This is a genomic window from Mycolicibacterium mageritense, from assembly GCF_010727475.1.
Lineage (GTDB): Bacteria > Actinomycetota > Actinomycetes > Mycobacteriales > Mycobacteriaceae > Mycobacterium > Mycobacterium mageritense.
In genome coordinates, this window is record NZ_AP022567.1 from 2,066,895 (window position 1) to 2,089,393 (window position 22,499).

Here is a 22,499-nt window from a genome sequence, read left to right on the forward strand (position 1 = left end):
TCAGCCCAACGCTTTCGGGCCGGCCCGCAGGATCGCCGCGAGCTCTTCGCGCGTGCTGGCGCCGACCCGTTGGCAGGCCCGATACAGGTGACCTTCGACGCTGCGCACCGACACCACGAGGCGGTCGGCGATCTGCCGGTTGGACAGTCCCGCGACGACGAGTTCGGCGATCTCCCGTTGCCTGCGGGTCAGCGGCTGGCCGGCCGGGTTCCGCAGCGCGGGGGTGCACAGCCCGCCGCACTCCTCTGCGATCTCCTGCGCGACGGCCGCGGCATACGTGCTGCGTTTGCGCTGCCCGCTCGCGCTGAACGCGACGGCGGCCTGGGCCGTGGCATCGGCGGCAGTGGCCCGATCGCCGATGGCGCCGTAGCCCGCAGCGGCCGCGAGCAGGCCGTCGCCGTCGCCGGCGGCCAGCGCCTCGAGATGACGAGCCACGGTTTCTGCCAAGGGAAAGTGCAGCTGCTCAGCCAGTTCTTTGGCGCGCGCGACGCGCGACGTGTCGCCCCACTGCGCCGCGGCCTGCAGGCACGCCAGTTCGTGCGTCGGCTGATCGCGCTCGGCGGCGTCGCGGGCCGCGGCGAGGACTACGTCAACCGCTTCAGTCAGCGCGCCCCCGGCGGCCAGCACCCATCCGGTGACCAGCGACAGGTTGGTCTGCATGTAGATGTAATCATCGGGTACCCGAACCTGGGCGAGCGCGAGCGCCTCCTCGGCCTCGGCCGTCTGGCCCAGTTTGGCATGCGCCTCGGCCAGCGAGAAGCAGCTCGCCGCACGCAAACCTGTTGTCACTGCGTGACTTTCCGCACCCGCCAACGCCTCGTGCAGGTGCTTGACCGCGTCGGTGACCGCCGCCCTGGTGAGTTCTGCGTGCCCCAGCAGATAAGCCAGGTTGGCGTAGGCCAGCCCTGGCACGTCACGGGACGACACGTCCAGTCGCGCTGCCGTTTTCACACATTCGTCGATGCGTCCGGTCAGCCGGCAGGCCCTGCCGTGCACGGCCCCGAACCAGAAGCGGATCGGCGACGATTCGAACGATGTGGTGGCGCGTTGGATGGCCTGTTCGGCCACGGTCGTGATGTCGTCGACATTGCCCAGTGCGCCCAGCGCCATCATCAGCGCCAGGGAGGCCATCATGGCGTGAAAGTCCGGCAGCGCACCGGAGTTCAGTGCCTCCCTAGCTTTGGCTGCCGCGGCGCGGCATCGGCCGAGCACCGCGTCGGCACACGCCTCGACAGCCATGCGCTCCATGCGTTGCGCATCGGATTCGGGTGCGGCAGCGAGGTTCTCGAGAATGTCCACCGCATCACGCGGCCTGCCGAGCATGAAGATCAGATTGAGCGCGCGCACCGTCGCCCAGTGGTGGCTGTCGGGTCTGCTGCCGGTGCTGATCTCCCGCAGGACCGCTTCGGCGTCGTCCCCGCGGCTCAACAGCACCAGGGTCATCGCACGCATCGGGGCCGCCTCGGGCGCACCGCATTCCGCGGCCGCCGCGGCGAACCGGTCCGCGGCGTCGGGATCGAGCAGCGCGGTCGCACATCGAGCCGCGGTCAGGTACAACTCCGGGTCGGGCGGCAGATTCGAATTCAGGGCGAGCAGGGCCCGGCGCACCGTCGCGCGCATGTCGCCGTCGGGCACCCGCGCGAGCCGTTGGGCCAGGCTGCCCCGGATCCGCGACAGATACATCTCGCCCGCGGTGGCGCGGCGCAGCTCACCGTAGAGCGGATGCGCCAACCGCGCGACGAGCTCCCGGCCCGCGCGTTCGACCGAGATGAGATGCATCTGTTCGGCGGCCTCGAGATCGGGCGGATGCACCAGGTCACTCAGCACATCGACGCTGAGCGGCTCGCACTGCGACAGCGTGTCGAGCACGAGCGCCAGGCCGGGCGTGAGCTGGCCGAGCCGCTCCTCGACCATGTCGGTGATGCTCTGGGACACCGCGACGTCACCGTCCCAGATCCACACCCCGGCAGACTGCCGCAGGCGGCCCGCGGCCAGCTGGTCCTTCACGAGCTGCAGCAGGTACAGCGCGTTGCCGCCGGTGAGCTTCCAGAACCGTTTCGCGCTGCGGCTGTCCACCGGACCCGCGACCGTGGACTCGATCAGCGTCGTCGCCGCGCCCACAGACAACGGTTCGAGGTCGATGCGGTCGAGCAGGCTGTCCTTCCACAGCGCGGTCACCGCGTCGGGCTCAGCGCCGCCGGCCCTGGCGGTGACGACGAGGCGCACGCCCTGGGTCTGGGCAAGTTGATGCACGACGTGCGCGGACAGCCCGTCGAGCAGGTGGGCGTCATCGACGCCGATGACCACCCGGCCTTGCCGCTGCTGCGCCACGAACGAGTCGATGACGCGACGCACGTTGGGCAGCGGATCGCACATGTTCTCGGTGATGGATCCCGTGAACGCGCCGAGCGGGATCTCCCGCGCGGATTCGGTGGCGACGAACCAGTTGGTGCGGTGCCCGGCGGCCGCGGCATGGTCGAGCGCCTCTCGGGCCAGCCGCGTCTTGCCGACCCCGGCGCTGCCGACGATCAGCACACCATGGCGGCTTCCCGGCCCGCCCAAGGCGCGGCGGATCGCCGCCAGCTCTGCTTCTCGTCCCGCCAGCTTCATCTCAGCAGTTCGTACCCGTCATCGCCTGTCCTGCCGATTGCTCAGGATATGGCGCAGATGCCCGCCTGGGACCGGAATTGACGCAACATTGCCCTTCCGGGCGACGGACAGTGGTCCGGCGCCCGGTGCGGGTTTGCTGCCGGCCGGCGTTCGCGGCCGGCCGGTCAGCGTCGGCGCGTCAGCAGATCACGCGTGCTTGGCTTCGGAATTGCGTAGGCGCATCCCGAAGTACGCGGCATCGAGACCCAGCACCGTCACGATCACACCGCTCACGACGTGCGACCAGATCATGCCTGCGGTCGGCCCGCTGACGAACAGCCACGGCGAGATGATGAGCCACAGCCCGAAGATCGGCAGGGTCCAGGTCATCCCGTGGGTGCGGTCCAGCGCGAAGCTGAAACACATTGCCAGGAGCGTGATCATGCCACCGATGAGCAGATCGTTGACGGTCAGTCGGGTGAACGCGTCGTAGTTGACGATCCATGGCGACAACGCGACATAGACGCCCGCGAGCAACGTCAGCCCGAAACTGAGATGCGCGCCCATCGACTCCGCGATGCGGTCATAGCCTGCCCGCAGCGCCATGATGTCGGGGTGCTGATCGATTGATGAATGGACCGATGTCATTTCTTATCCTTTCCGTTACGCGGCAAGGATTTTGGGCCTTACCGCACCCATCCATCACTTGTCAGATTACGCCGCTCCGACTGCCCTCGTAGTGGCCAAGTACAGTGCTGTCAATGCAGTGGCGCGGCAACGCCCGGATGGGCGAAACGACCGGCGCGCGTCGACAACTCGGCTGGTTCGGCACGCTCTTCGCGATGGCGTTGGCGTTCCACTACTCCGACAGCCAACCCCTCGAGGTCGCGCCCGTCCTGCTGGCCGGCCTGCCGATTCTGCTGTTTCCCGGCTCGGCCGCGGCCGCAGGCCTGGTCGTGGTCGCCGGTGCGGTGGTGGCCGTGCAGAATCTGCCCGCCGCATCCAACCACTTGGTGACGAGTCTGTTGATCGCTCTCGCGCTCGGGACCGCGGCCGCGTGGGCACTCGCCGTCCGGAATCGGGAGGGCGATTTCGTCGAGCGCTGGTTGGATGCCGCGCGCACGCCCGTCGGCCTCGTGCTGCTGGTGATCTATCTCTTCACGGTCTTCGACAAACTCAACGGTGCCTATTTCTCGCCCACAACCTCGTGTGGCGGCGAACTGTTCAGCCAACTGATCTGGCTCAATGGATTCGATGATGTGGTGCCCGGCCCCGTGGTCGGGCAATTCGTCGCCGTCGCCGCGGTGGTGACGGAGGCCGCCATCCTCGGGCTGCTGGCGGTGCCGCGGCTGCGGTATTGGGGCGTGCTGCTCGGTGTGTGCTTCCACTCGGTTCTGGCGCTGGCCTCGTTCTACGACTTCGCCACGATCGTCTTCGCGGTGTACGTGCTGCTCGTGCCCACCGAGGTGTTCGACAACTTGCCGCCGCGCACGGTGCTGTTGCGCCGGCTCGCGCTCGCCGGTTTCGCGGCGCATGTGCTGCTAAGTGTCGTTTCGAATTCCGCCGATTCACCGCGCAGCCCGATCGGTGTGCCGTGGCATACCCTGCTCGTGGCCACGTGGTTCGTCGCGGTCGCGCCGCTCATGTTCGCCATGCTTCGCGGCTACCGCGCCGTGCGTGAGATGCCCGCCCCGGGCTGGCGCCTGCGGCCCGTGGTGCTGCTCGTGGTTCCGTTGTTGGCATTCGTCAACGGCGCGACGTCTTACGTGGGGCTCAAGACCGTCGCGAACTATTCGATGTTCAGCAACCTACGGACCGAGGAAGGCACCACCAACCACCTGCTGCCGGGCATCACCGCGGTCCAGCTGGCGGACTTCCAGCACGACACCGTCACGGTGTTCGGCCTGGAGTTCCCCGGCCGTCCGGGCGACAGCCGTCAGTCCCGCTGGATGGCCGAAGACCCGCCGGTGCGCATCCCCTGGCTCGAACTACGGCGCACGGTGCTGCTCTGGCAGGACGCAGGCCTCACCGGCGTCCGGATCGCGTATCTGCGCGACGGCCTGCCCCATGTGGTCGACGACGCGACGGCAGATCCCGTTCTCGCAGCACCGCTGCCGTGGTGGCAGCGGCACCTGCTCGCGTTCCGCGCCGTCGACTCGGGCTGGGGTGCCGACGCCTGCCGGTGGTAGTCACCCAGGCACCGCTCACCCAGGCACCGCGAGCGCGCGTGTCTGTCCCCAGACACACCGCGTCGCGCCGGCTGTATGCGCACACCCACGTCGGCTCGAATGACGCAGAATCGCGGAATGGACGTCGCGGATCGGCTGAAGATCGATGTGCCGGTATGTCAGGCCGGCATGGGCGGCGGCATCGCGGGCGCCCCGCTGGCCGCCGCGGTCTCAGCAGCGGGCGGCCTTGGCACGGTGGGACTCCAACCGCCGCGTCAGCTGAAGTCGGCGATCACCGCGGTCCGCGAACAGGTGCCCGGGCGAGCGGTGGCGGTGAACCTGCTGATGCCGTTCACCCGCCGCCCGCATGTCGACGTATGCCTCGAAGCCAAGATCGACATCGCAGTGATGGCCTTCGCGATCGACCGCGCGTTGATCCAACGACTCTCGGAGAGCGGTGTTTTCGTGCTGGTGATGGTTGGCACGGAAGCTCAGGCCGTCGAGGCAGTCGCCTGCGGCGCCGACGGGTTGATCGCTCAGGGCCGTGAAGCGGGCGGGCATCTCGTCGGCACCGTGGCGCAGGCGGATTTTCTCCCGAAGGCTTTGGTGCTGGCCGGTTCTCGCCCTGTATTCGCCGCGGGTGGCATCGCCACGGCGAGCGATACGCGTGCGGCGCTTGCCACGGGCGCGGCCGGTGTCGTGGCGGGCACGCGTTTCCTGCTCACCCACGAGTCCGGCGCCCACCGGGTCTACCGGCAGCGGATCATCGATGCGGACAGAACCATTGAGACGACGCTGTTCGGTCTGTCGTGGCCGTTGCGCCACCGGGTCGTCCCGAACTCCGCGACCCGCAGGTGGTGCCACCCCGACGGGAGCGCACGCTGGGTGCCGGCAGCGATCAACAGGTTCAGTGCACCACTGTCGCGGATTCCCGACCGTGGCGACGGCGCGCTGCTGCGCCTGCAACGACCGGCGCTGCCGTTCCTCACACCCATAGCCCTCACCGCAGACATGCCCGCCGAGTGGGCAGACCGGGCCGCGCTCTACGCCGGTGAAACGGCGCTGCGGCTCAACGCGGTCACGTCGGCGGCCCAAGCCGTCGCGGACCTCACGCCATGACGCCACAGTGCACCGAGACTCACACCAGGGACAAATGAGCGTCGAATCTTGTCCCTGACGTCAGTCTCGATGTAGGGACCGTTGCGAAGACCTCGACCCGTAACTGCACGCACCGTCGCGCGCCGCGAGCGCGCACAAGATGCCGACGAGTTACGGCGTGTCGGCCAGCAGACCCGCACGTTCGCGGGGCAAGGTTGCGAGCCGGTCAGGCGAGCGGTAACGCTGCGCGTCCGCGGCGATCACGTCGGGTGTCGGCAGCGGTTCGGCGCTGTCGACGTAGACGCCACCGGCGCGCAGGGTGTCGTCGACCAGCAACCAGATCCAGCGCACGAGGTCGGCGACGAGTCGGTCCTGCTCGGTCGAGCCGGGCTGATCGAGCCACCGCCCGGTCGTCGACTCGACCAGTCCCACGATCGCGAACGCCAGCGGCTGCGGATCCGTGGCAACGCCAAAGGCGTCGAGATACACCGCGAACAGCGCACCCAGCTGGGTGCCGATGGTGAGCCGGATGTCGGTGATCGCGTCGGGTGCGGCGCTGTCTTCGCCGAGTGAACACCGCGCCAGGTAGCGATACAGGTTGCGGTGGTCGACGAGGAATCTGACGTGGGCGCCGACGCTCGCCTCGATGATCTGGGCCATCGAGCCGTGCGGTGTCCACAGCGGCGCGAGTTCGGCGTTGAGCATCTCGGCCGCCCGCTGCGCGATCGCGCGCTGCAGGTCGGCCGCGCCTGCGAAATGCCGGTACAGCTTGGTGCGCGTCACGCCGACGTACGCGGCGATCTGCTCGGTCGACGTCTGCGGGCCGTGTTCGGCGATCGCCGCCAGCGCCGCGTCGACGAATTCAGCGCGGCGACGCTCGCGCTGACCGGCCCACCTGGTACTCACGCACTCACCCTAGCCAATCAACTGGTACATGACGTACCATACGTCAACTGGTACAGCTCGTACCACTTGATTTCGAAGGGAACGACGCAGATGGATGCGGTTATCGCGCTTCGCAAGGCCGCGGGGCTCCCGGCACTCTCCGAGCCGCTCGCACCCGCGGAGGACTACGGGTTCTTCGGCCCGGGTTCGGTGACCTGGAAGGTGTGGAGTTACCCCACCTCGATGCTGCTGGGCTTCTCCCGCGCCGTGACCATCGAGCACCTCGACCCGTTCCTGGCCGCCGCGGTCGACGCGACCGGGCAGGTCTACGCCCGCACCCGGCTGCGGTACGACCGCACCATGCAGTACTTCGCGCTGGTCGCGTTCGGCGACGCCAAGTCGGTGCTCGACGCGTCGGAGATCCTGGTCAAGATCCACTCGAAGGCCGTCGGGACCGAACCCATCACCAAGCGCCCGTTCGACGCCAACGATCCGCATTCGCAGCTGTGGATCCACCTCACCGCGTGGCACTCGATCCTCTACACGTACGAGATGTTCGGCCCGGGCAAGCTGTCGGAGGCCGAGGAGAACCAGTACTGGGAGGAATGCGCACGCGCCGCGGAATTCCAGACCATCAACCCCGACGACGTGCCGCGCAGCCGCGAGGGCATCCGGGAGTACTTCGAGAACACCCGGGCCGACCTGGTGGGCTCCGAGGTCGCGCAGCGGATGATGGACTACCTGGTCGACCTGGGCTATCACATCCTGCCCGAGCGCATGCCGCACTGGTTGCGCAAGGCCATCAACATCCCGATGCGCCGCGCCATCATCGCCACCATGCCGCAGTGGATGCGGCTGCTCGGTGGCATCCCGCAGCACCGGTTCGTCGACGTCGCTGCCCGCGCCGTGGTGCGCCCGTTCCTCAGGGCGATCGCCGCAAACCCGCGCCTGGAGCTCGCGATCCTGGACTTCACCACGCCGCACACCACACCGATCGTGGGTCCGACACTGCTGAGCATTCCGGCCAAGAACACCGTGACGTATACGCCTGCCGAAGCTCGCGCGAAGTGGGGCAAGCAGACGCCGTTCGAGCAGTACGCTGCGATCGTGGCCAAACGCGAGATCGGCGAGGGGCCGACGCCGTATGCCCACAATCATCACGACGCACTGCTGGAATTCGACAAGAGCGCGAGCTGACATGACCGAATCGCAGATCGACGAAGCCCTCGAGCAACTCGTCGAGGGTGAAAAGACTTGGGCCTCATTGTCGTTGGCGGCCAGACGCGGCCTGCTCGACGAGGTCCGCAGCCTTACGGTGCGCCACGCCGCCGAGTGGGTCGACGCGGCCGTCGGGATCAAGCAGCTCGACCCGGCGTCGCCACTGGTCGGCGAGGAGTGGATGTCCGGTCCGTACTCGCTGGCCGCGGGCCTGGGTGCGCTGTCGGACAGCCTCGCGAAGCTCGAAGCTGGTAAGAGCCCACTGGACGGCGCCGAGTTCGGTTACGCCCCCGGCGGCCGCACCACCGTGAAAGCGCTGCCGCTCAACACTTTCGATCAGCTGTTGCTGTCCGGCTTCAGCGCCGAGGTGTGGCTGCAGCCGGGCATCGAGCGCGCGGAGGCCAAAGAGCACGCCGGCCTGGCGCAACGCGATCCGAGCCGCACGCACGGCGTGGGCGCGGTCCTCGGTGCGGGCAACATCTTCTCGATCGCGCCGCTGGACACCATCTACGAGCTGTACGCCAACAACCGCGTGGTGGCGCTCAAGCTCAACCCGATCACCGATCCCCTGCTGCCGGTCTTCACCAAGGTGCTGGCCCCGTTCATCGCGATCGGCGCGGTGCGGATCCTGACGGGCGGCGCCGAGGCGGGCACGTATCTGGTGCGCCACAAGCTCGTTGACCACGTCCACATGACGGGCAGTGCGCTGACGTACGACGCGATCGTGTTCGGCACCGGCGAGGACGGTGCCCGACGCAAGGCCGCCGACGAACCGGTGTTGGACAAGGAGATGACCGCCGAACTCGGCGGGGTGTCCCCGACCATCGTGCTGCCCGGCAAGTGGAGCAAGTCCGACATCGAGTTCCAGGCCAATCACGTTGCCACGCAACGCCTGCACAACAACGGCTACAACTGTGTGGCCGCGCAGGTGGTCGTGCTGTCCAAGCACTGGCCGCAACGCGACGAGTTCATCGCGGCGCTGCGCAAGGCCGTCAACGACGCGCCGGCCCGCCCGGCCTACTATCCCGGGTCCGATGCCCGGGTCGCCGGCGCGGACGCGTCGTATCCGGACGCACAGCACCTGGGCGCCGGCGGTTCCCGGGTTCTGGTGGTCGCCCCGGCCGACCGGCAAGCCTTGCTGCGCACCGAGTACTTCGGCCCTGTGCTCGGGATCATCGAACTCGACTCCAGCGGTGAGCAATTCGCCGCCGAGGCGGTTCGCGTCGCCAACGACGAGTTCGTCGGCACGCTCGGCGTCAACATCATCGCCCACCCGGATTCCATCTCGGGGCTCGGCGCGAAGTTCGACCTCCTGGTGGAGCAGTTGCGCTACGGCACCATTGCGATCAACGCGTGGACCGGTGTCGGCTACCTCACGCCGACCGCCACCTGGGGTGCGTTCCCCGGGCACAAGCGCAACGACATCCAGAGCGGAATCGGCGTGGTGCACAACGCCTTCCTGCTCGACCGCCCGGAGCGCACCGTGGTCCGAGGGCCGTTCCGGCCCGCACCCCGCTCGGTGCTGAAAGGCGAGTGGTCGTTGTCGCCCAAGCCGCCGTGGTTCGTCAACAACCGCACCGCGGCGACGACGGGCCGGCTGCTGGTCGACTTCGCCGGGGCACCGGGCTGGAACAAGCTGCCGGCGATCTTCGCGTCCGCGCTGCGGGGTTAGTACACGACGGGCGTGATCGGCGCCCGCAACAAGCGCTGCGTGCAGTCCAACAGCACGCGGTGCAGATCCTCGTCGGAGACGTCGTTGAGCTCGGGGTCGGTGGCACTGCCGTAGACGCCCGAGGCCAGCATCGAGATGACGATCCGGTTGGCGACGTCGGGCTCGGGGCCGAGCAGGATCGCGGTGAGCCGCTCGATCGTGGCCTCCAGCTCGGCGCGCGAGTGGACGATCGTGTCGATGACGGGATCGCCGTGGAAGACCGCGGTCACCCGGCGGTGCCGCACCGCGAGCTCGACCATGCCGCTGATGGCGGCTTCCCGCCGGGCTTCCGGCGTCGACATGGCCTCGGCGATGCGGACCAGCCGCAACATGTCGTCGAACACCGGCTGGATGACGGCCAGCACGATGTCGTCCTTGGAATGGAACTGGTAGTAGACGGCGGCCTTGCTCACCCCGAGCCGGTCGGCGATCATCTGCAACGACGTGCCCTTGACCCCGTGTTCGGCAAAGAGGCTCAGCGCCGCCTCAAGCACCCGCTCGCGCGCAAAACCGCGCGGCGACACCGCCTTCGCCACAGCCGTCCCTTCGTCGCGCCGAGCTTATCCGAGCGCGGGCTAGATCACACTGTCAATTGGCCAACTGACTTGATTGAGGTTAGCCGACTGTATAGGTTTCATTTGACATACGGCAAGGACACCTGCGGGGAGGAGCGTCACCGAATGCTCGTTAGCGCGTCGTCGTACGCCCCGGCCCGCATCGCCGATCGACTGTTCGACACGTTTCTCTCCGATGCCGCAGCGAGCGGTGTCCGCCAGGCGGTGTTTCTGGCCTCCGACCTCGATCCCCGCCCGTATCAACTGCCCTGGCCCGCCGACATGACCGTGTATGTGGTCGACACTCCGGAGATCCTCGCCGTCAAGACCTCGGCCCTCACCGGTGTCACACCCAGCGCCGCCGTGCGACCCGTGGCTGCCGAGCTCGGCGAGGACTGGCCGACCGCACTCGTCGACGCGGGGTTCGACCCCGACCGCCCCGCGGTCTGGAGTGTGGAAGGGGCACTGCCGTTCCTGCCGCTACCCGACCAGCGGCAGCTGGTCAGCGCCATCACCGCACTGAGCACCGTCGGCAGTAGGCTCATCTCCGAGGTTCATTCGGAAGTGTGGGTCAACCCGTTCGACGACGCCGACATTCTCGACAGCCATATCCGTTGGCGAGAATCCGCCACTCCCGCAATGATCATGCATTGGCACTGGCGTATCGCCGGCGGACGGTACGTGACTGCTCACCTCTCATCCGAAAGGCCGACGGGCGAATATGAGGTTCTTGAAACGGTTCTGGATCCCGGTGCTGATCCTGGCAGTCGTCGGCGTTGCGACGTTCACCGTCATGCGGGTACGGACCTTCTTCGGGGCCGGCGACGGTTCGGGCATCGCCAGCGCCAAGGTCGATGACACCAAACCGTTCGACCCGAAAGTCGTGGTCTACGAGATCTACGGCGAACCCGGCGCCTACGCCGACGTGAACTACCTCGACCTCGACGCCCAACCCCAGCGCATCGACGGCGTCACCCTGCCCTGGACCCTGCGCCTGGAATCCACCGCCCCCTCGGTCTTCCCCAACATCGTCGCCCAGGGCAACGGCGACACCATCACCTGCCGCATCACCGTCGATGACGAACTCAAAGACGAACGCACCTCCACCGGCGTCAACGCCCAGACCTTCTGCTTGGTGAAATCTGCATGAGCACCCCCAGCCACGACGCCCCGACCGACGCGTTCCCCGCAACGCCGGCTCCGCGCCATTCCGATCACAGCGGTCTCGCCAAATGGATCCGCCGCCTGGCCCTGCCGATCATCATCGGCTGGATCGCGATCATCGCCGTGCTGAATGTGATCGTGCCCCAGCTCGAAGAGGTGGGGAAGATGCGGTCGGTGTCGATGAGCCCCGACGACGCCCCGTCGATGATCGCGATGAAGCGCGTCGGCGAGGTGTTCCAGGAGTTCGACTCCAACAGCTCGGTGATGATCGTCATCGAGGGTGACCAGCCGCTGGGCGACGACGCGCACAAGTACTACGACCAGATCGTCGACAAGCTCGAAGCCGACAAGAAACACATCGAGCACGTCCAGGACTTCTGGGGCGACCCGCTGACCGCCTCGGGCGCACAGAGTTCCGACGGCAAGGCCGCGTACGTGCAGGTCTACACATCGGGCAACCAGGGCGAGGCACTGGCCAACGAATCGGTGGAAGCCGCCCAGAGCATCGTCGACAGCGTGCAGGCACCGCCGGGTGTCAAGGCCTACGTGACGGGCCCGGCGGCCATGTCGGCCGATCAGGAGATCGCCGGTAACCGCAGCCTGGAGATGATCACCGCGCTGACGTTCGTGGTCATCGTCATCATGCTGCTGATGGTCTACCGCTCGATCATCACCGTGGTGCTGACCCTGCTGCTGGTGGTGTTGTCGCTCTCGGCATCCCGCGGCCTGGTGGCATTCCTGGGCTACTACAACATCATCGGGCTCTCGACCTTCGCCACCAACCTGCTGGTCATGTTGGCCATCGCGGCGTCGACCGACTACGCGATCTTCCTCATAGGCCGATACCAAGAGGCCCGCAGCGTCGGTGAGGACAAGGAACAGGCCTATTACACGATGTTCCACGGCACCGCCCACGTGGTGCTGGGCTCGGGTCTGACCATCGCCGGTGCGACGTTCTGTCTGCATTTCACCCGGCTGCCGTACTTTCAGTCGCTCGGCATCCCACTGGCCATCGGCATGGTGACGGTGGTGGTCGCGGCACTCACGCTGGGGCCCGCGATCATCTCGGTGGTCACCAGGTTCGGCAAGATCTTGGAGCCCAAGCGCGCCATGCGGACCCGCGGCTGGCGCAAAATCGGTGCGGCCGTAGTGCGGTGGCCCGGCCCGATCCTCATCGCGACGATCGCGCTCGCGCTGGTCGGGCTACTGACCCTGCCCGGCTACCGGACCAACTACAACGACCGCAAGTACCTGCCCCAGGATCTCCCGGCCAACACCGGTTACGCCGCGGCCGACCGGCACTTCTCGCAGGCCCGGATGAACCCCGAGCTGCTGCTCATCGAAAGCGACCACGACCTGCGCAACTCGGCCGACTTCCTGGTGATCGAGCGGATCGCCAAGCGGGTCGTGGGAGTTCCCGGTGTCTCTCGCGTGCAGGCCATCACGCGTCCGCAGGGCACGCCGATCGAGCACACCTCGATCCCGTTCAACATCAGCATGCAGGGCACCACGCAGACGATGAATCAGAAGTACATGCAGGACCGCATGGCTGACATGTTGAAGCAGGCCGACGACATGCAGATCACGGTCGACCAGATGACCAAGATGATCGCGCTGATGGAGCAGATGCGCGACATCATGAACAGCATGGTCGGCAAGATGCACGGCATGGTCGACGACATCAAGGAATTGCGCGACCACATCTCGGATTTCGACGATTTCTTCCGGCCCATCCGCAACTACCTGTACTGGGAACCGCACTGCTTCGACATCCCCTTGTGCTGGTCGATGCGGTCGGTGTTCGACGCGCTCGACGGAGTCGACACGATGACAGCGGATTTCGAGCAGATCGTGCCCGATATGGACCGCATGAACGCGTTGATCCCGCAGATGGTCGCCACCATGGTCCCGATGATCGAAACCATGAAGTCGATGAAGACCATGATGCTGACCATGCAGGCCACACAGGGCGGCATGCAGGATCAGATGGCGGCCATGCAGGACAACTCCACCGCCATGGGTGAAGCGTTCGACAAGGCCAAGAACGACGACTCGTTCTATCTGCCGCCGGAGACGTTCGACAACCCGGACTTCAAACGCGGCATGAAGATGTTCCTGTCCCCCGACGGGCACGCCGTACGGTTCATCATCAGCCACGAAGGCGATCCGATGAGCCCCGAAGGGGTTTCGCATGTCGAACCGATCAAGCAGGCCGCCAAGGAAGCCATCAAGGGCACACCGTTGGAAGGATCGAAGATCTACCTCGGCGGCACCGCAGCCATGTTCAAGGACATGCAGGAAGGCGCCAACTACGACCTGCTGATCGCCGGAATCGCCTCGCTCTGCCTGATTTTCATCATCATGCTGATCATCACCCGCAGTGTCGTGGCGGCCGCGGTCATCGTCGGCACGGTGGTGATCTCGCTGGGTGCGTCGTTCGGTCTGTCGGTGCTCATCTGGCAGCACCTGATCGGCCTGGAGCTGCACTGGATGGTGCTCGCGATGTCGGTGATCATCCTGTTGGCCGTCGGCGCCGACTACAACCTGCTGTTGGTGTCCCGGTTCAAAGAGGAGATCCATGCCGGGCTCAACACCGGCATCATCCGTGCCATGGGCGGCACCGGATCGGTGGTCACCTCGGCAGGTCTGGTGTTCGCGTTCACCATGATGTCAATGGCCGTCAGCGAACTGGCCGTGATCGGTCAGGTCGGCACCACCATCGGCCTTGGCCTGCTGTTCGACACCATCGTGGTGCGCTCGTTCATGACGCCGTCGATCGCCGCCCTGCTCGGAAAGTGGTTCTGGTGGCCACAATTGGTGCGCCAACGGCCCAAGCCCGAGCCGTGGCCCAAGCCGGTCCAGAAGCAGCCCGAGGACGCCCTCACCTAGCACCGCGCGCGACGTCACACGACGCGCGCGACCGCGAATCCGTCCCAGCCCTTGGTGCCGACCGTCTGGATCGCGGCGGCGTCCAGCCGGGGATCATCGCCCATCATCTCCAGCATGTCGCGCACCGCGCGCGCCTGAAGATCGTCGGCGGCGGGGTTCAGCACGCGGCCCATCCGGGTTACGTTGTCCACCACGATGACCGACCCCGGATGGCCCAGTTTGATCGCCCATTCGACATAGGCGACGTTGTTCTCCTTGTCGGCGTCGATGAACACCAGGTCGAACACGTCGCCACGCTCGGCGAGCTTGGGCAGGGTGTCGAGGGCCGCGCCGACGAGGATCTCGACGCGGCCGGCCACGCCGGCACGCTCGAGGTTGGCGCGCGCCACCTCGGCATGCCGGGGCTCGTATTCGCACGTGACGACGCTGCCGTCGGCGCCGACGCCGCGCGCCAGGTTGATCGTGCTGTACCCGGCCAGCGTGCCGATCTCGAGCACGCGACGCGCCCCGGAGATGCCGGCCAACAGCGACAACAGCTTTCCGTGCTGCGCCGACACCTCGATCGCGGGCATGTCTGCGGCCTGCGCCGAGGCCCGCGCCTCCCGCAGCGCGTCGTCCTCGGTGTGCAGAACGTCGGTGAACATTGCGTCGACATCACGGGGTTCCGTCATATGCGCCAGGCTAACCGCCTCTGCCGATTAGCCGCTGCTCGACGAGGTCGGCCCCGCGCGATACCCCACCGGTCGCGACAAACCCGTCGGCGACCCGGCGCGCGCCGTCGACCATGCCCATGGCCTCCTGCACCTTGTCCCTCAGCCGGCCCGGGGTCAGGCGCCGCGCGGGCAACCGGGTTCCGCAACGGGCCACCTCGACCCGGCGCGCCACCTCGAGCTGATCGCGACCGTACGGCACGACGCACACCGGGATGCCGCGGGCCAGCGCCTTCTGCGTCGCACCCATGCCGCCATGCGTCACGGCGCATACGGCTCGATCCAATACGGCGCCGTGTGGAACGAACTGGCACACAGTGGCATTCGTGGTCGAGGTGATGCCGGGCTGCGGTCCGGCCGGCATGGTGGCCACCACGTGCACCGGTTCGTCGGCGAGGGCCTGCAGCGCGGCTGTCACCAGATTGGAGTCGGCCTGACGCTCCGATGACGTCGTCACCAGGACAATGGGCCGGTCGATCGCGTCCAGCCAGTCCGGCACGTCGCCAATCCCGGGTTCCAGCACGCACGGACCGATCATCTGCACGGCATCGCCCCAGTCACTGACCGGATACTGGAACGGTTTACCGCTGGCCAGCAACATCAACGGAGCTCGGCGCAGAAACTCGTCCATCGAATCCACCTGTGGCACTTGCACTTGCGCGCGCACCCGGTTGATCGGTGGCAGCATGATCCGCTCCAGCTGACGGATCACGGCAAACCGCACCGCACCGTCCCGCGCGCGGCCCAACGGTCCGGTCCACGGTGGCAAACCCAAACCGAACGGCGGCACCCCGTCGGCCCGCAGCGGCGGCGTGTACGGCGAAAAGCACACCCAGGGCACGTCACCCGCATCGGCCACCGACTGTGCGCCCCAACAGTTCACGTCGACGACCAGGACATCGGGGCGGACCTGCGCGACCGCGCCGGTCAGGTCGGCGATCTCGTAGCCTGCGCGGTCTCCGAAGGCGACCACACCCAGCCTGAGCGCCTCGCGTGGGTTGGTGGCCCGCCAGTCGTCGATCTCGACCTGTTCGATCCGGGCGTCGATGGGTTCGGTGTCGAATCCGAGTCGCACACCCAGGTCTACGCCGCCGGCCAGCGTGCGCAGGTGCACGGCGTGCCCGCGCCGCGACAGCTCCGAGAGCAGGGCGGCGATCGGTAACAGATGGCCCAGTGCCGGGGACGTGTACGCCAGGATCGTCGCCATCGCTAAACCATCGCCCGGGCGCCGTCGAGTCTGCCCCGCGCATCGAGCTTTTCGCACAGCGCGAGGTATTCGGCCGACAACTCGGCATATCCGACCTCATCGCCCGACGCCCGCGCCAGCAGCGCGCGCGACCGATACCACCACAGATCCAGCCCGGGGATGCCGGGGCGCACCTGCTGCCAGTGCGCGATGACCTGCCGCGCCTCTGCGAGACCCTCGGCGGATCCCTGTTCGACGAGTATCTCGACCAGCGCCTCACCCAGGCATCCGGCGAAAACCCGTGAGCCGCGGCGCATGCACTCGGCATAGTTCGCGCGGAGATCATTCATCGCCTTGTCGCGATGCCCGGTGCGGACCTCTTCAGCACCGAGGATCGCGATGACGGTCGGCAACACGAATGCCATCGAATTCTGCGAACAGATGTCCGGCAGCAACGGTCGCAGGATCTCGGTGGCCTGCGCGCGCAGGTCAGGTCCGGAGTGCGCCAGCGCCATGCCGTAGGTCCACCGGGTGCAGAGGACACTGCTGACGTCACCCAGGGCCTCTGCCGTGCGCAGCGCGGCACGCGCATCGTCGACGAATTCTTCAGACTCGCAGATACCGAGCGCCACAACGGTTCCCGCATACATCACCAGGTGGGTGATGACCAGCGATGTCGATGCGCGCGACAGTTCGATCCCGTCCCTCAGGTGACGACGGCCCTCCACACCGCGGCCCAGGCACAGCTCGATGACTCCGCGCAGTGCGAGGGCGGGTGCCAGTTCGTCGGCGGGCGCCTGGTCGGCTGAAAGCAGATCGATGGCTCGCAGCGCCGCGTCGAACTCACAGTTGGCGAATTTCACGAACGCCACTGCATTGACGACGATGCCGAGCGTCTCGGCGTCCCAGTCTGCGCGGGCAGCCATGTCGTGCAGTTCTGATGCGAGCACCGCGGCTTCTCGGACATGTTGATCGTTGACCGACATCGCCCACAGTTGCCCGGCCATGCCGATCCCGAGCGACCGGGTATCACCGGTCTGTGTTGCAAGGACGCGGAATTCGCGGTAGCGGCGATCCGTGTCGGCGTCATTGCCGACGTACAGCGACGTCGACACCAGCAGGGTGCGGGGCGCGACACGCATCGCCGTCACATCGGGCCGGTCCTCGGGCAGTTGATCGGCGATGTCGCGGGCGCGCTCCCACTGCTCACGAGCGGCGGGAATATCGCGGTTCCGAAGCCATTTCGCCGCCCGCATATGCCAGCGGTAGGCGTCGATGCTCGCTCCGGCCGCCGCGAAATGCGTGGCGATCAGCGCCGCGTTCTCGTCGGCGCTCTCAGGATCACCGCGCTCGATGGCCGTCGCGAGCCTGCGGTGGGCTCGTGCCCGGTCGTGGCTCAGTTGCGACTCGTAGGCGACGGTGCGTACCAACGGATGGTGAAAGCAATAGCGTTGCCGTGGAACGAATTCCGTCTGGTCGATCAGCTCGGCAGACACCAGCTCGGAGAGCCCGGCCGTTTCGGCATCCGGCTGCAGCACGCGCAGGGACTCGGTGTCGAATTGGGCACCGATGACCGCGGCCGCGTTCAGGACCGACTTGGCCCCGGCCGGCAACCGGTCGATACGCGCCGCCAACACCGCCTGAATCGTGGCAGGGACGGCGATGCGGTCGAAATCGCCTGACCTCCGGTAGCTTCCCCGACTCCCCGTGAGCACACCGCGGCCCGCGAGGTCGCGGACGATCTCCTCCGCGAAGTACGGGTTTCCCACTGCCACAGCGGTGATCTCGCCGGCAAGTCCTGTCAGCGACGCATCCTCACCGAGTAGTTGACCGACCAGCCGCATCGATTCGGCATCGGTCAATGGCTGCAGCCTGATCATCTGGGGCGCCCCGCGGTGCAGCGCGCCGACGAACTCCGGCCGGTAGGTGACGACGATGGTGGCGGCCCCGACATCGGCGATCGCTGCCGCGAAATCGGCCAGAATCTCGTCACTCGGTGCGTCGATCCAATGCGCGTCCTCGAGCACGAAGACCGTCCGCGCATGGTATGCCCGGACCGCGGTGGCCATGAGTTCGACCAGCCTGCGCCTGCGACCGTCGGCTGCGACCTGAACCGCAGGCTCATCCGCATCGCCGATTCCCATGGCCTCGAACAGCACGTGGGCGTCGGGGGATCCCGCCGCCACGCGGCCGTCGAATTGGGTCAGGACGTGCGCCCGCGCGTCGGCCGGGTTGCGCTCATCGATGTCGAACATCGCCCGCAGCAACGATGCCAGCATCCGGAAGGCCAGCGCGGTCGCGTGTGCCTCACCGCGCGCCACCACCACCCGGGCGCCTTGCCGTTCGGCCCGCGCGGCGAACTCGCTGACCAACCGGCTCTTGCCCAGGCCCGGCTCCCCGACCACACCGATCAGCTCGCATCGATCCGCGGCGAAGGCCTCTTGCAGCGTTTTCAGATCCGCTTCGCGGCCCAGCAGGACACCTTCGCTGCGGCCCAGGATCACACCGCGGGTCTCGACCGAGAGCAGTTGCCGCGCGGACACGGGCTTGTCGAATCCCTTGATGGCGACGTGTTCGACGGGGCCCAGCCGCGCGGCGCCCTCGACCAGCCGCGCCGTTTGCAGTGAGCACATGACGCCGCCTGCCGGCGCCGCCGACTCCATGCGCTGCGCCATCCCGACCGGATGCCCCACGGCGGTGTATCTGCCCACACCCGAGCCGATCTCCCCGGCGATGACATCACCGGAATTGAGCCCAACCCGCAGGCTCAGGCCAACCCCGTCGCGGCGGGCCACCTCGGCGGCCAGCACCTTGGTCACCGCCTGGATCTCCAGCGCGGCGATGCAGGCCCGCAGCGCGTGGTCTTCGAGCGCCACCGGCGCGCCGAACAGTGCCATCAGGCCGTCGCCGGTGAACTTGTCGACGGTGCCGCGGTAGCGCTGGACCACGGCAGCGGCGCGGTTGAACAACTCGTTCATGATTTCCCGGAGTCGTTCGGTGTCCAGCGCCGCGGCGAGTTTCATCGAACCGACGACGTCGACGAACAGCACGGTCACCTGCTTGTGCTCGCCGGTCACCGCCCGCGGTGTGATCGCGGCGCCGCACATGTCGCAGAAGCGGGCCCGCGGCCTCAGGTCGTTGCCGCACGACGGACACCGACCGGCCCGACCATTTGCCATTCCTTCTAGACCGTCAATATGGCAATGATGGCGCACTCCGGGTTAGCCGACACCTTCTTTCGCATACACCATCCGCAACACCAGGCCTACCTCCGGACCCATGACCGTCTCGCACAGTTCGCAGTAGGTCGAGACGAAGCCCGGGCCGTGCGCCGGCCCGTCTTGGCACAGGTGATGGGCCAGCTCGTGCAGCACGACCAGCTCGCGCAACGCCCAGGTGCCCGACCCCTCGGGCACCGCGATCACGGCGGCACCGGCAACGTTCTCATAGTGTGCTGCGGCCGCACCGCGGCGCGCCCGCACGGTGACCGGTGCGGCCCCCACGCGGGCGAGCACATCGTCGACGTATCGCTGAACCGACTCCACCGAACCGAACTTGGCCTCGGGCGGCAGGGTCAGTTGGGTGCCGAAGAAATCGATGGCCCGGGAGCTGTGCTGGGCCGCCCGGTCGAACATGGTGCGCACGAACTGTTCCGCGGCGTACACCCGGGCACGCTGGGTGTCGCGGGCCGTCATTTCTCCAATGCGCCGCGCGCGCCGGACAGTTCGGGGTTGGGTCCGAGCCGGGCCCGTTTGCCCGCGCGGTCGCCGGCGCGACGGGCGGCCGACGAGTAGCCCGCCGACGCGCTGGTCGCGCGCCAGGTACCGCGCGCCTGCGACGCCTGCCGGTAGAAGCTCTTGAGTTCGATGTCCTTGTCCCGCAGGGCGATAGCTGTCCCCGGGCGGTCGTTGCGGTCGGCTTCCTGCTGCGCTTCCTCCTTGGCCTCGGCAAGCCGCTGCCCGATACGGGCCCCGAACGCCAACTGGAAGTTGAGCCGCGCGGTGATGGTCGGGGTCGGCCGGTGCGCGCCGGAGGCGATGTAGCTCTCGGAGGCCTTCACCATCTGCAACACCAGGCTCGTGTAGAGCGCGTGGGTGGCGTCGATGTCCTCGGCGAAGCCGTAGGCGTAGACGAACGTCGAGTTCGACGCGACATCGCATTTCACGTCGTTGGCCATGCCGATCACCACGAACAACTGGACGTACGTGCGCAGCCCCTTGGTACCCGCCTCACCGATGGTGATGGTGCGCTGCACGGGCATCTGGGCCTTGGTGCGTTCGGCCGAGTGCGATCGGGCCAGCGCCAGGTCGATCGAGGTGGCCGTGGCCAGGCGCTGCGCGGCCGCCATGAACGCCTCGGCCTCGTGGGCGTTGTCGGTGCCCTCGGCCTGACGGAGCAGCGCCGCGATGCGGGCCAGCATCTTGTCGTCAGTCACGGCACAAACCTAGCCACCCGCACTGACAAACTTGGTCAACGCGTCGAGCAGCTGCGGTGACAGCGGACCGGGCTTGCCGTAATTGGCGATGCTGTCGGTGGGGTCGTCACGCAGGACGTGGTTGACGCCCTTGAGGTCGACGACCGTCAGCGCGGTGTGCCTGAGCGCGTCGATCAGCGGCTGTTCGGCCGCGCAGGTGGCCTGCTTGTCGGCGTCGGAACACGTCAACAGCACCGGCATGCCTGCGGGCAGGGCCGCGGCGAGCTTCACCGGGTCGATCGCGTCGGCCTCGATGATGGCCTTCAGATTGGCCGGGTTGACCATGGCGCTCAGCCCCTCGGGGAGCTTGGCGGGCAGGGTTCCCGTGGTCCGGATCTGCTCGACGGCGGCCTGCCATTGCGCGAGCACGTCGGGTGTGGCGGAGGCCTGCACCCGGCTGGTGATGAGGTCGAGGTAGCGGTTGGGCAGCGGTTGCAGCAACGCGAGGGAGTGGACCTTCGGCTCACCCGCACCGGCCAGGGTCATCGCCCGCACGGCGCCCTCGCCGACCGCGTAGATCGAGAGCCGATTGTCGTCGGTGGCGGGCTGATCGGCCAGGAATCGCAGCGCCGCGGTCGCTTCGGTGGTGTACACCGTGCCCGTGACGTCGGTCGGCTTCTGCTGGTAATGCCCCAACCCGGTCTTTCCGGTGCCCACCTTGTCATAGCGCAGGCTCGCGACACCGTTGTCCGACAAAGCGTCTGCGAGGTGCCGCATGTTTCCGACGGGCCCCACGACGGTGTTGTCGCCGTTGCGGTCGTTTGGGCCGCTCTCGGTGAGCAACAGCGCGGCCGGACCGGGCTGCCCGTTGGTGCGATAACTCGCCTGCACGGTCAGCCCGTTGGCGTCGAAGCTGACGTCGGTGTCCTTCCAGGTCGGCGCCTGGGCCGCTTCCTTCGGCGCTTCCTTCGAGCCGCAACCCGCCAGGAGGACCACGGAAAGCAATACCGCCGCAACCCGTTTCACAGGTGCGCCTCGATCCACGAGGTCACGTCGTCGAGAACCAGTGCCTGCTCGGGCTCGTTGAACACCTCGTGGAACAAGCCCGGGTAGACCTTGAGGTGAACGTCCTCGGACGCCACGCATTCGACGAGCCTGCGGCTGCCGTCGACGTTGACCAGGCGGTCCTTCTCGCCGTGGACCACCAGCAGCGGCGCGGTCAGGGCCGACGCGCGCTGCGGCATGGTCTCCCCCACGCCGATCAGCGCCCTGGCGATACCCGCAGGCACCTTGCCGTGCCACACCAGCGGGTCGGCCTTGTAAGCCGCGACGACCTCGGGGTCACGCGACACCGCGTCGGCGTCGAGTTCCTCGACCCCCAGCCCCGGCGCGATCTTGCCGAGCAGCTTCGCGGCGACCACGAGCACCGGCGACAGCCCGGTTTGAGCCGATACCGCGGGGCCGGACAGCACCATCGCGGCGTATTCGTCGGGGTACTCGACGCCGTAGCTGAACACGATGCCGCCGCCCATGCTGTGGCCGAGCACGATCCGGGTGAGGTCGGGATGCTCGGCCGCGGCGATGGCGACCAGGGTGTGGAAGTCGCCCACGTACTCCGACATGTCCCGCAGGTACACCCGCTTGCCGCCGGAGCGCCCGTGCCCGCGGTGGTCGAGCGCGTACACCAGGAGTCCGGCGTCGCCGAACCGCTGCGCGACGTGGTGGTAACGCCCCGCGTGTTCGCCCAGACCATGTGAGAGCACGACGACGCCGCGCGGCGCCACGTCGGGCGTCCACACGTCATAGACGATCCGAACGCCACCGACTCCGTCGAAGGTCTGTTCGCTGCGGGTACTGGTCATTCTGGCGAGCGTAGTGGCGTGCCCTTGATGCAGCATCGCGTCGCCCCGCCC

General features: G+C 67.5%; 18 protein-coding genes. 7 read left to right on the plus strand and 11 right to left on the minus strand.

The features are described 5' to 3' along the window. Together G6N67_RS09935 and G6N67_RS09940 are read right to left on the minus strand one after the other, a co-directional pair. The gene (locus tag G6N67_RS09935) at positions 1–2,610 is read right to left on the minus strand and encodes a helix-turn-helix transcriptional regulator (protein ID WP_036432476.1); all 2,610 of its coding nucleotides are present in this window, start codon (positions 2,608–2,610) and stop codon (positions 1–3) included. A 186-nt stretch (positions 2,611–2,796) separates the two neighbouring features. Continuing rightward, positions 2,797–3,237, minus strand: coding sequence for an SPW repeat protein (locus G6N67_RS09940; protein WP_036432474.1), 441 nt, complete (start codon positions 3,235–3,237; stop codon positions 2,797–2,799). A gap of 113 nt (positions 3,238–3,350) precedes the next feature. On the opposite strand from G6N67_RS09940, the gene G6N67_RS09945 reads away from it, so the two are divergent. Together G6N67_RS09945 and G6N67_RS09950 are read left to right on the plus strand one after the other, a co-directional pair. Further along, positions 3,351–4,778 (plus strand): hypothetical protein, encoded by a 1,428-nt coding sequence (locus G6N67_RS09945; RefSeq protein ID WP_036432473.1) that lies wholly within the window; start codon positions 3,351–3,353, stop codon positions 4,776–4,778. A 117-nt stretch (positions 4,779–4,895) separates the two neighbouring features. Continuing rightward, positions 4,896–5,876, plus strand: a complete 981-nt coding sequence (locus G6N67_RS09950; protein WP_036432470.1) for an NAD(P)H-dependent flavin oxidoreductase — start codon at positions 4,896–4,898, stop codon at positions 5,874–5,876. 150 nt (positions 5,877–6,026) lie between these two features. On the opposite strand, the gene G6N67_RS09955 is transcribed toward G6N67_RS09950, so the two are convergent. After that, positions 6,027–6,761 carry a TetR/AcrR family transcriptional regulator gene (locus G6N67_RS09955; RefSeq protein WP_051578694.1) on the minus strand — a complete coding sequence of 245 codons (735 nt, stop codon included), beginning with the start codon at positions 6,759–6,761 and terminating at the stop codon, positions 6,027–6,029. Between the two features lie 90 nt (positions 6,762–6,851). On the opposite strand from G6N67_RS09955, the gene G6N67_RS09960 reads away from it, so the two are divergent. Next, positions 6,852–7,937, plus strand: coding sequence for an oxygenase MpaB family protein (locus tag G6N67_RS09960; RefSeq protein WP_036435487.1), 1,086 nt, complete (start codon positions 6,852–6,854; stop codon positions 7,935–7,937). A 1-nt stretch (position 7,938) separates the two neighbouring features. Next, a complete protein-coding gene (locus tag G6N67_RS09965; RefSeq protein ID WP_036432469.1) occupies positions 7,939–9,630 on the plus strand; it encodes an aldehyde dehydrogenase family protein in 1,692 nt (563 codons plus the stop codon). Here G6N67_RS09965 and G6N67_RS09970 read toward each other — a convergent pair. After that, positions 9,627–10,205 (minus strand): TetR/AcrR family transcriptional regulator, encoded by a 579-nt coding sequence (locus G6N67_RS09970; RefSeq protein WP_036432468.1) that lies wholly within the window; start codon positions 10,203–10,205, stop codon positions 9,627–9,629. The two genes, G6N67_RS09965 and G6N67_RS09970, sit on opposite strands and share 4 nt — an antisense overlap. 144 nt (positions 10,206–10,349) lie before the next feature. Here G6N67_RS09970 and G6N67_RS39130 point away from each other — a divergent pair, with 144 nt between their 5' ends. Genes G6N67_RS39130 through G6N67_RS09985 form a run of 3 tightly spaced genes read left to right on the plus strand, consistent with a single transcriptional unit; the run spans position 10,350 to position 14,276 of the window. Continuing rightward, positions 10,350–11,081, plus strand: coding sequence for an SAM-dependent methyltransferase (locus G6N67_RS39130; RefSeq protein WP_081812517.1), 732 nt, complete (start codon positions 10,350–10,352; stop codon positions 11,079–11,081). Beyond that, a complete protein-coding gene (locus tag G6N67_RS09980; protein WP_235684117.1) occupies positions 10,975–11,373 on the plus strand; it encodes an MmpS family transport accessory protein in 399 nt (132 codons plus the stop codon). Before G6N67_RS39130 ends, G6N67_RS09980 begins: the two co-directional genes overlap by 107 nt. After that, positions 11,370–14,276 carry an MMPL/RND family transporter gene (locus tag G6N67_RS09985; RefSeq protein ID WP_036432465.1) on the plus strand — a complete coding sequence of 969 codons (2,907 nt, stop codon included), beginning with the start codon at positions 11,370–11,372 and terminating at the stop codon, positions 14,274–14,276. Before G6N67_RS09980 ends, G6N67_RS09985 begins: the two co-directional genes overlap by 4 nt. Before the next feature lie 14 nt (positions 14,277–14,290). Here G6N67_RS09985 and G6N67_RS09990 read toward each other — a convergent pair whose 3' ends face one another. The 7 genes from G6N67_RS09990 to G6N67_RS10020 form a co-directional block, all read right to left on the minus strand. Beyond that, on the minus strand, positions 14,291–14,947 hold the full coding sequence (locus G6N67_RS09990; protein WP_036432464.1) for an O-methyltransferase: 657 nt from the start codon (positions 14,945–14,947) through the stop codon (positions 14,291–14,293). 10 nt (positions 14,948–14,957) lie between these two features. Further along, on the minus strand, positions 14,958–16,193 hold the full coding sequence (locus tag G6N67_RS09995; RefSeq protein ID WP_036432462.1) for a glycosyltransferase: 1,236 nt from the start codon (positions 16,191–16,193) through the stop codon (positions 14,958–14,960). A 2-nt stretch (positions 16,194–16,195) separates the two neighbouring features. After that, positions 16,196–19,249, minus strand: coding sequence for an ATP-binding protein (locus G6N67_RS10000; protein WP_235684118.1), 3,054 nt, complete (start codon positions 19,247–19,249; stop codon positions 16,196–16,198). Between the two features lie 144 nt (positions 19,250–19,393). After that, on the minus strand, positions 19,394–19,867 hold the full coding sequence (locus tag G6N67_RS10005) for a TIGR04338 family metallohydrolase (protein WP_036432458.1): 474 nt from the start codon (positions 19,865–19,867) through the stop codon (positions 19,394–19,396). Beyond that, a complete protein-coding gene (locus tag G6N67_RS10010; RefSeq protein ID WP_036432456.1) occupies positions 19,864–20,607 on the minus strand; it encodes a DUF2786 domain-containing protein in 744 nt (247 codons plus the stop codon). The genes G6N67_RS10005 and G6N67_RS10010 overlap by 4 nt, the downstream gene beginning before the upstream one ends. Before the next feature lie 9 nt (positions 20,608–20,616). Then, the gene (locus G6N67_RS10015) at positions 20,617–21,612 is read right to left on the minus strand and encodes an alpha/beta fold hydrolase (protein WP_036432454.1); all 996 of its coding nucleotides are present in this window, start codon (positions 21,610–21,612) and stop codon (positions 20,617–20,619) included. Beyond that, positions 21,609–22,448, minus strand: a complete 840-nt coding sequence (locus G6N67_RS10020; protein WP_036432453.1) for an alpha/beta hydrolase — start codon at positions 22,446–22,448, stop codon at positions 21,609–21,611. Before G6N67_RS10020 ends, G6N67_RS10015 begins: the two co-directional genes overlap by 4 nt. Positions 22,449–22,499 lie beyond the last annotated feature (51 nt).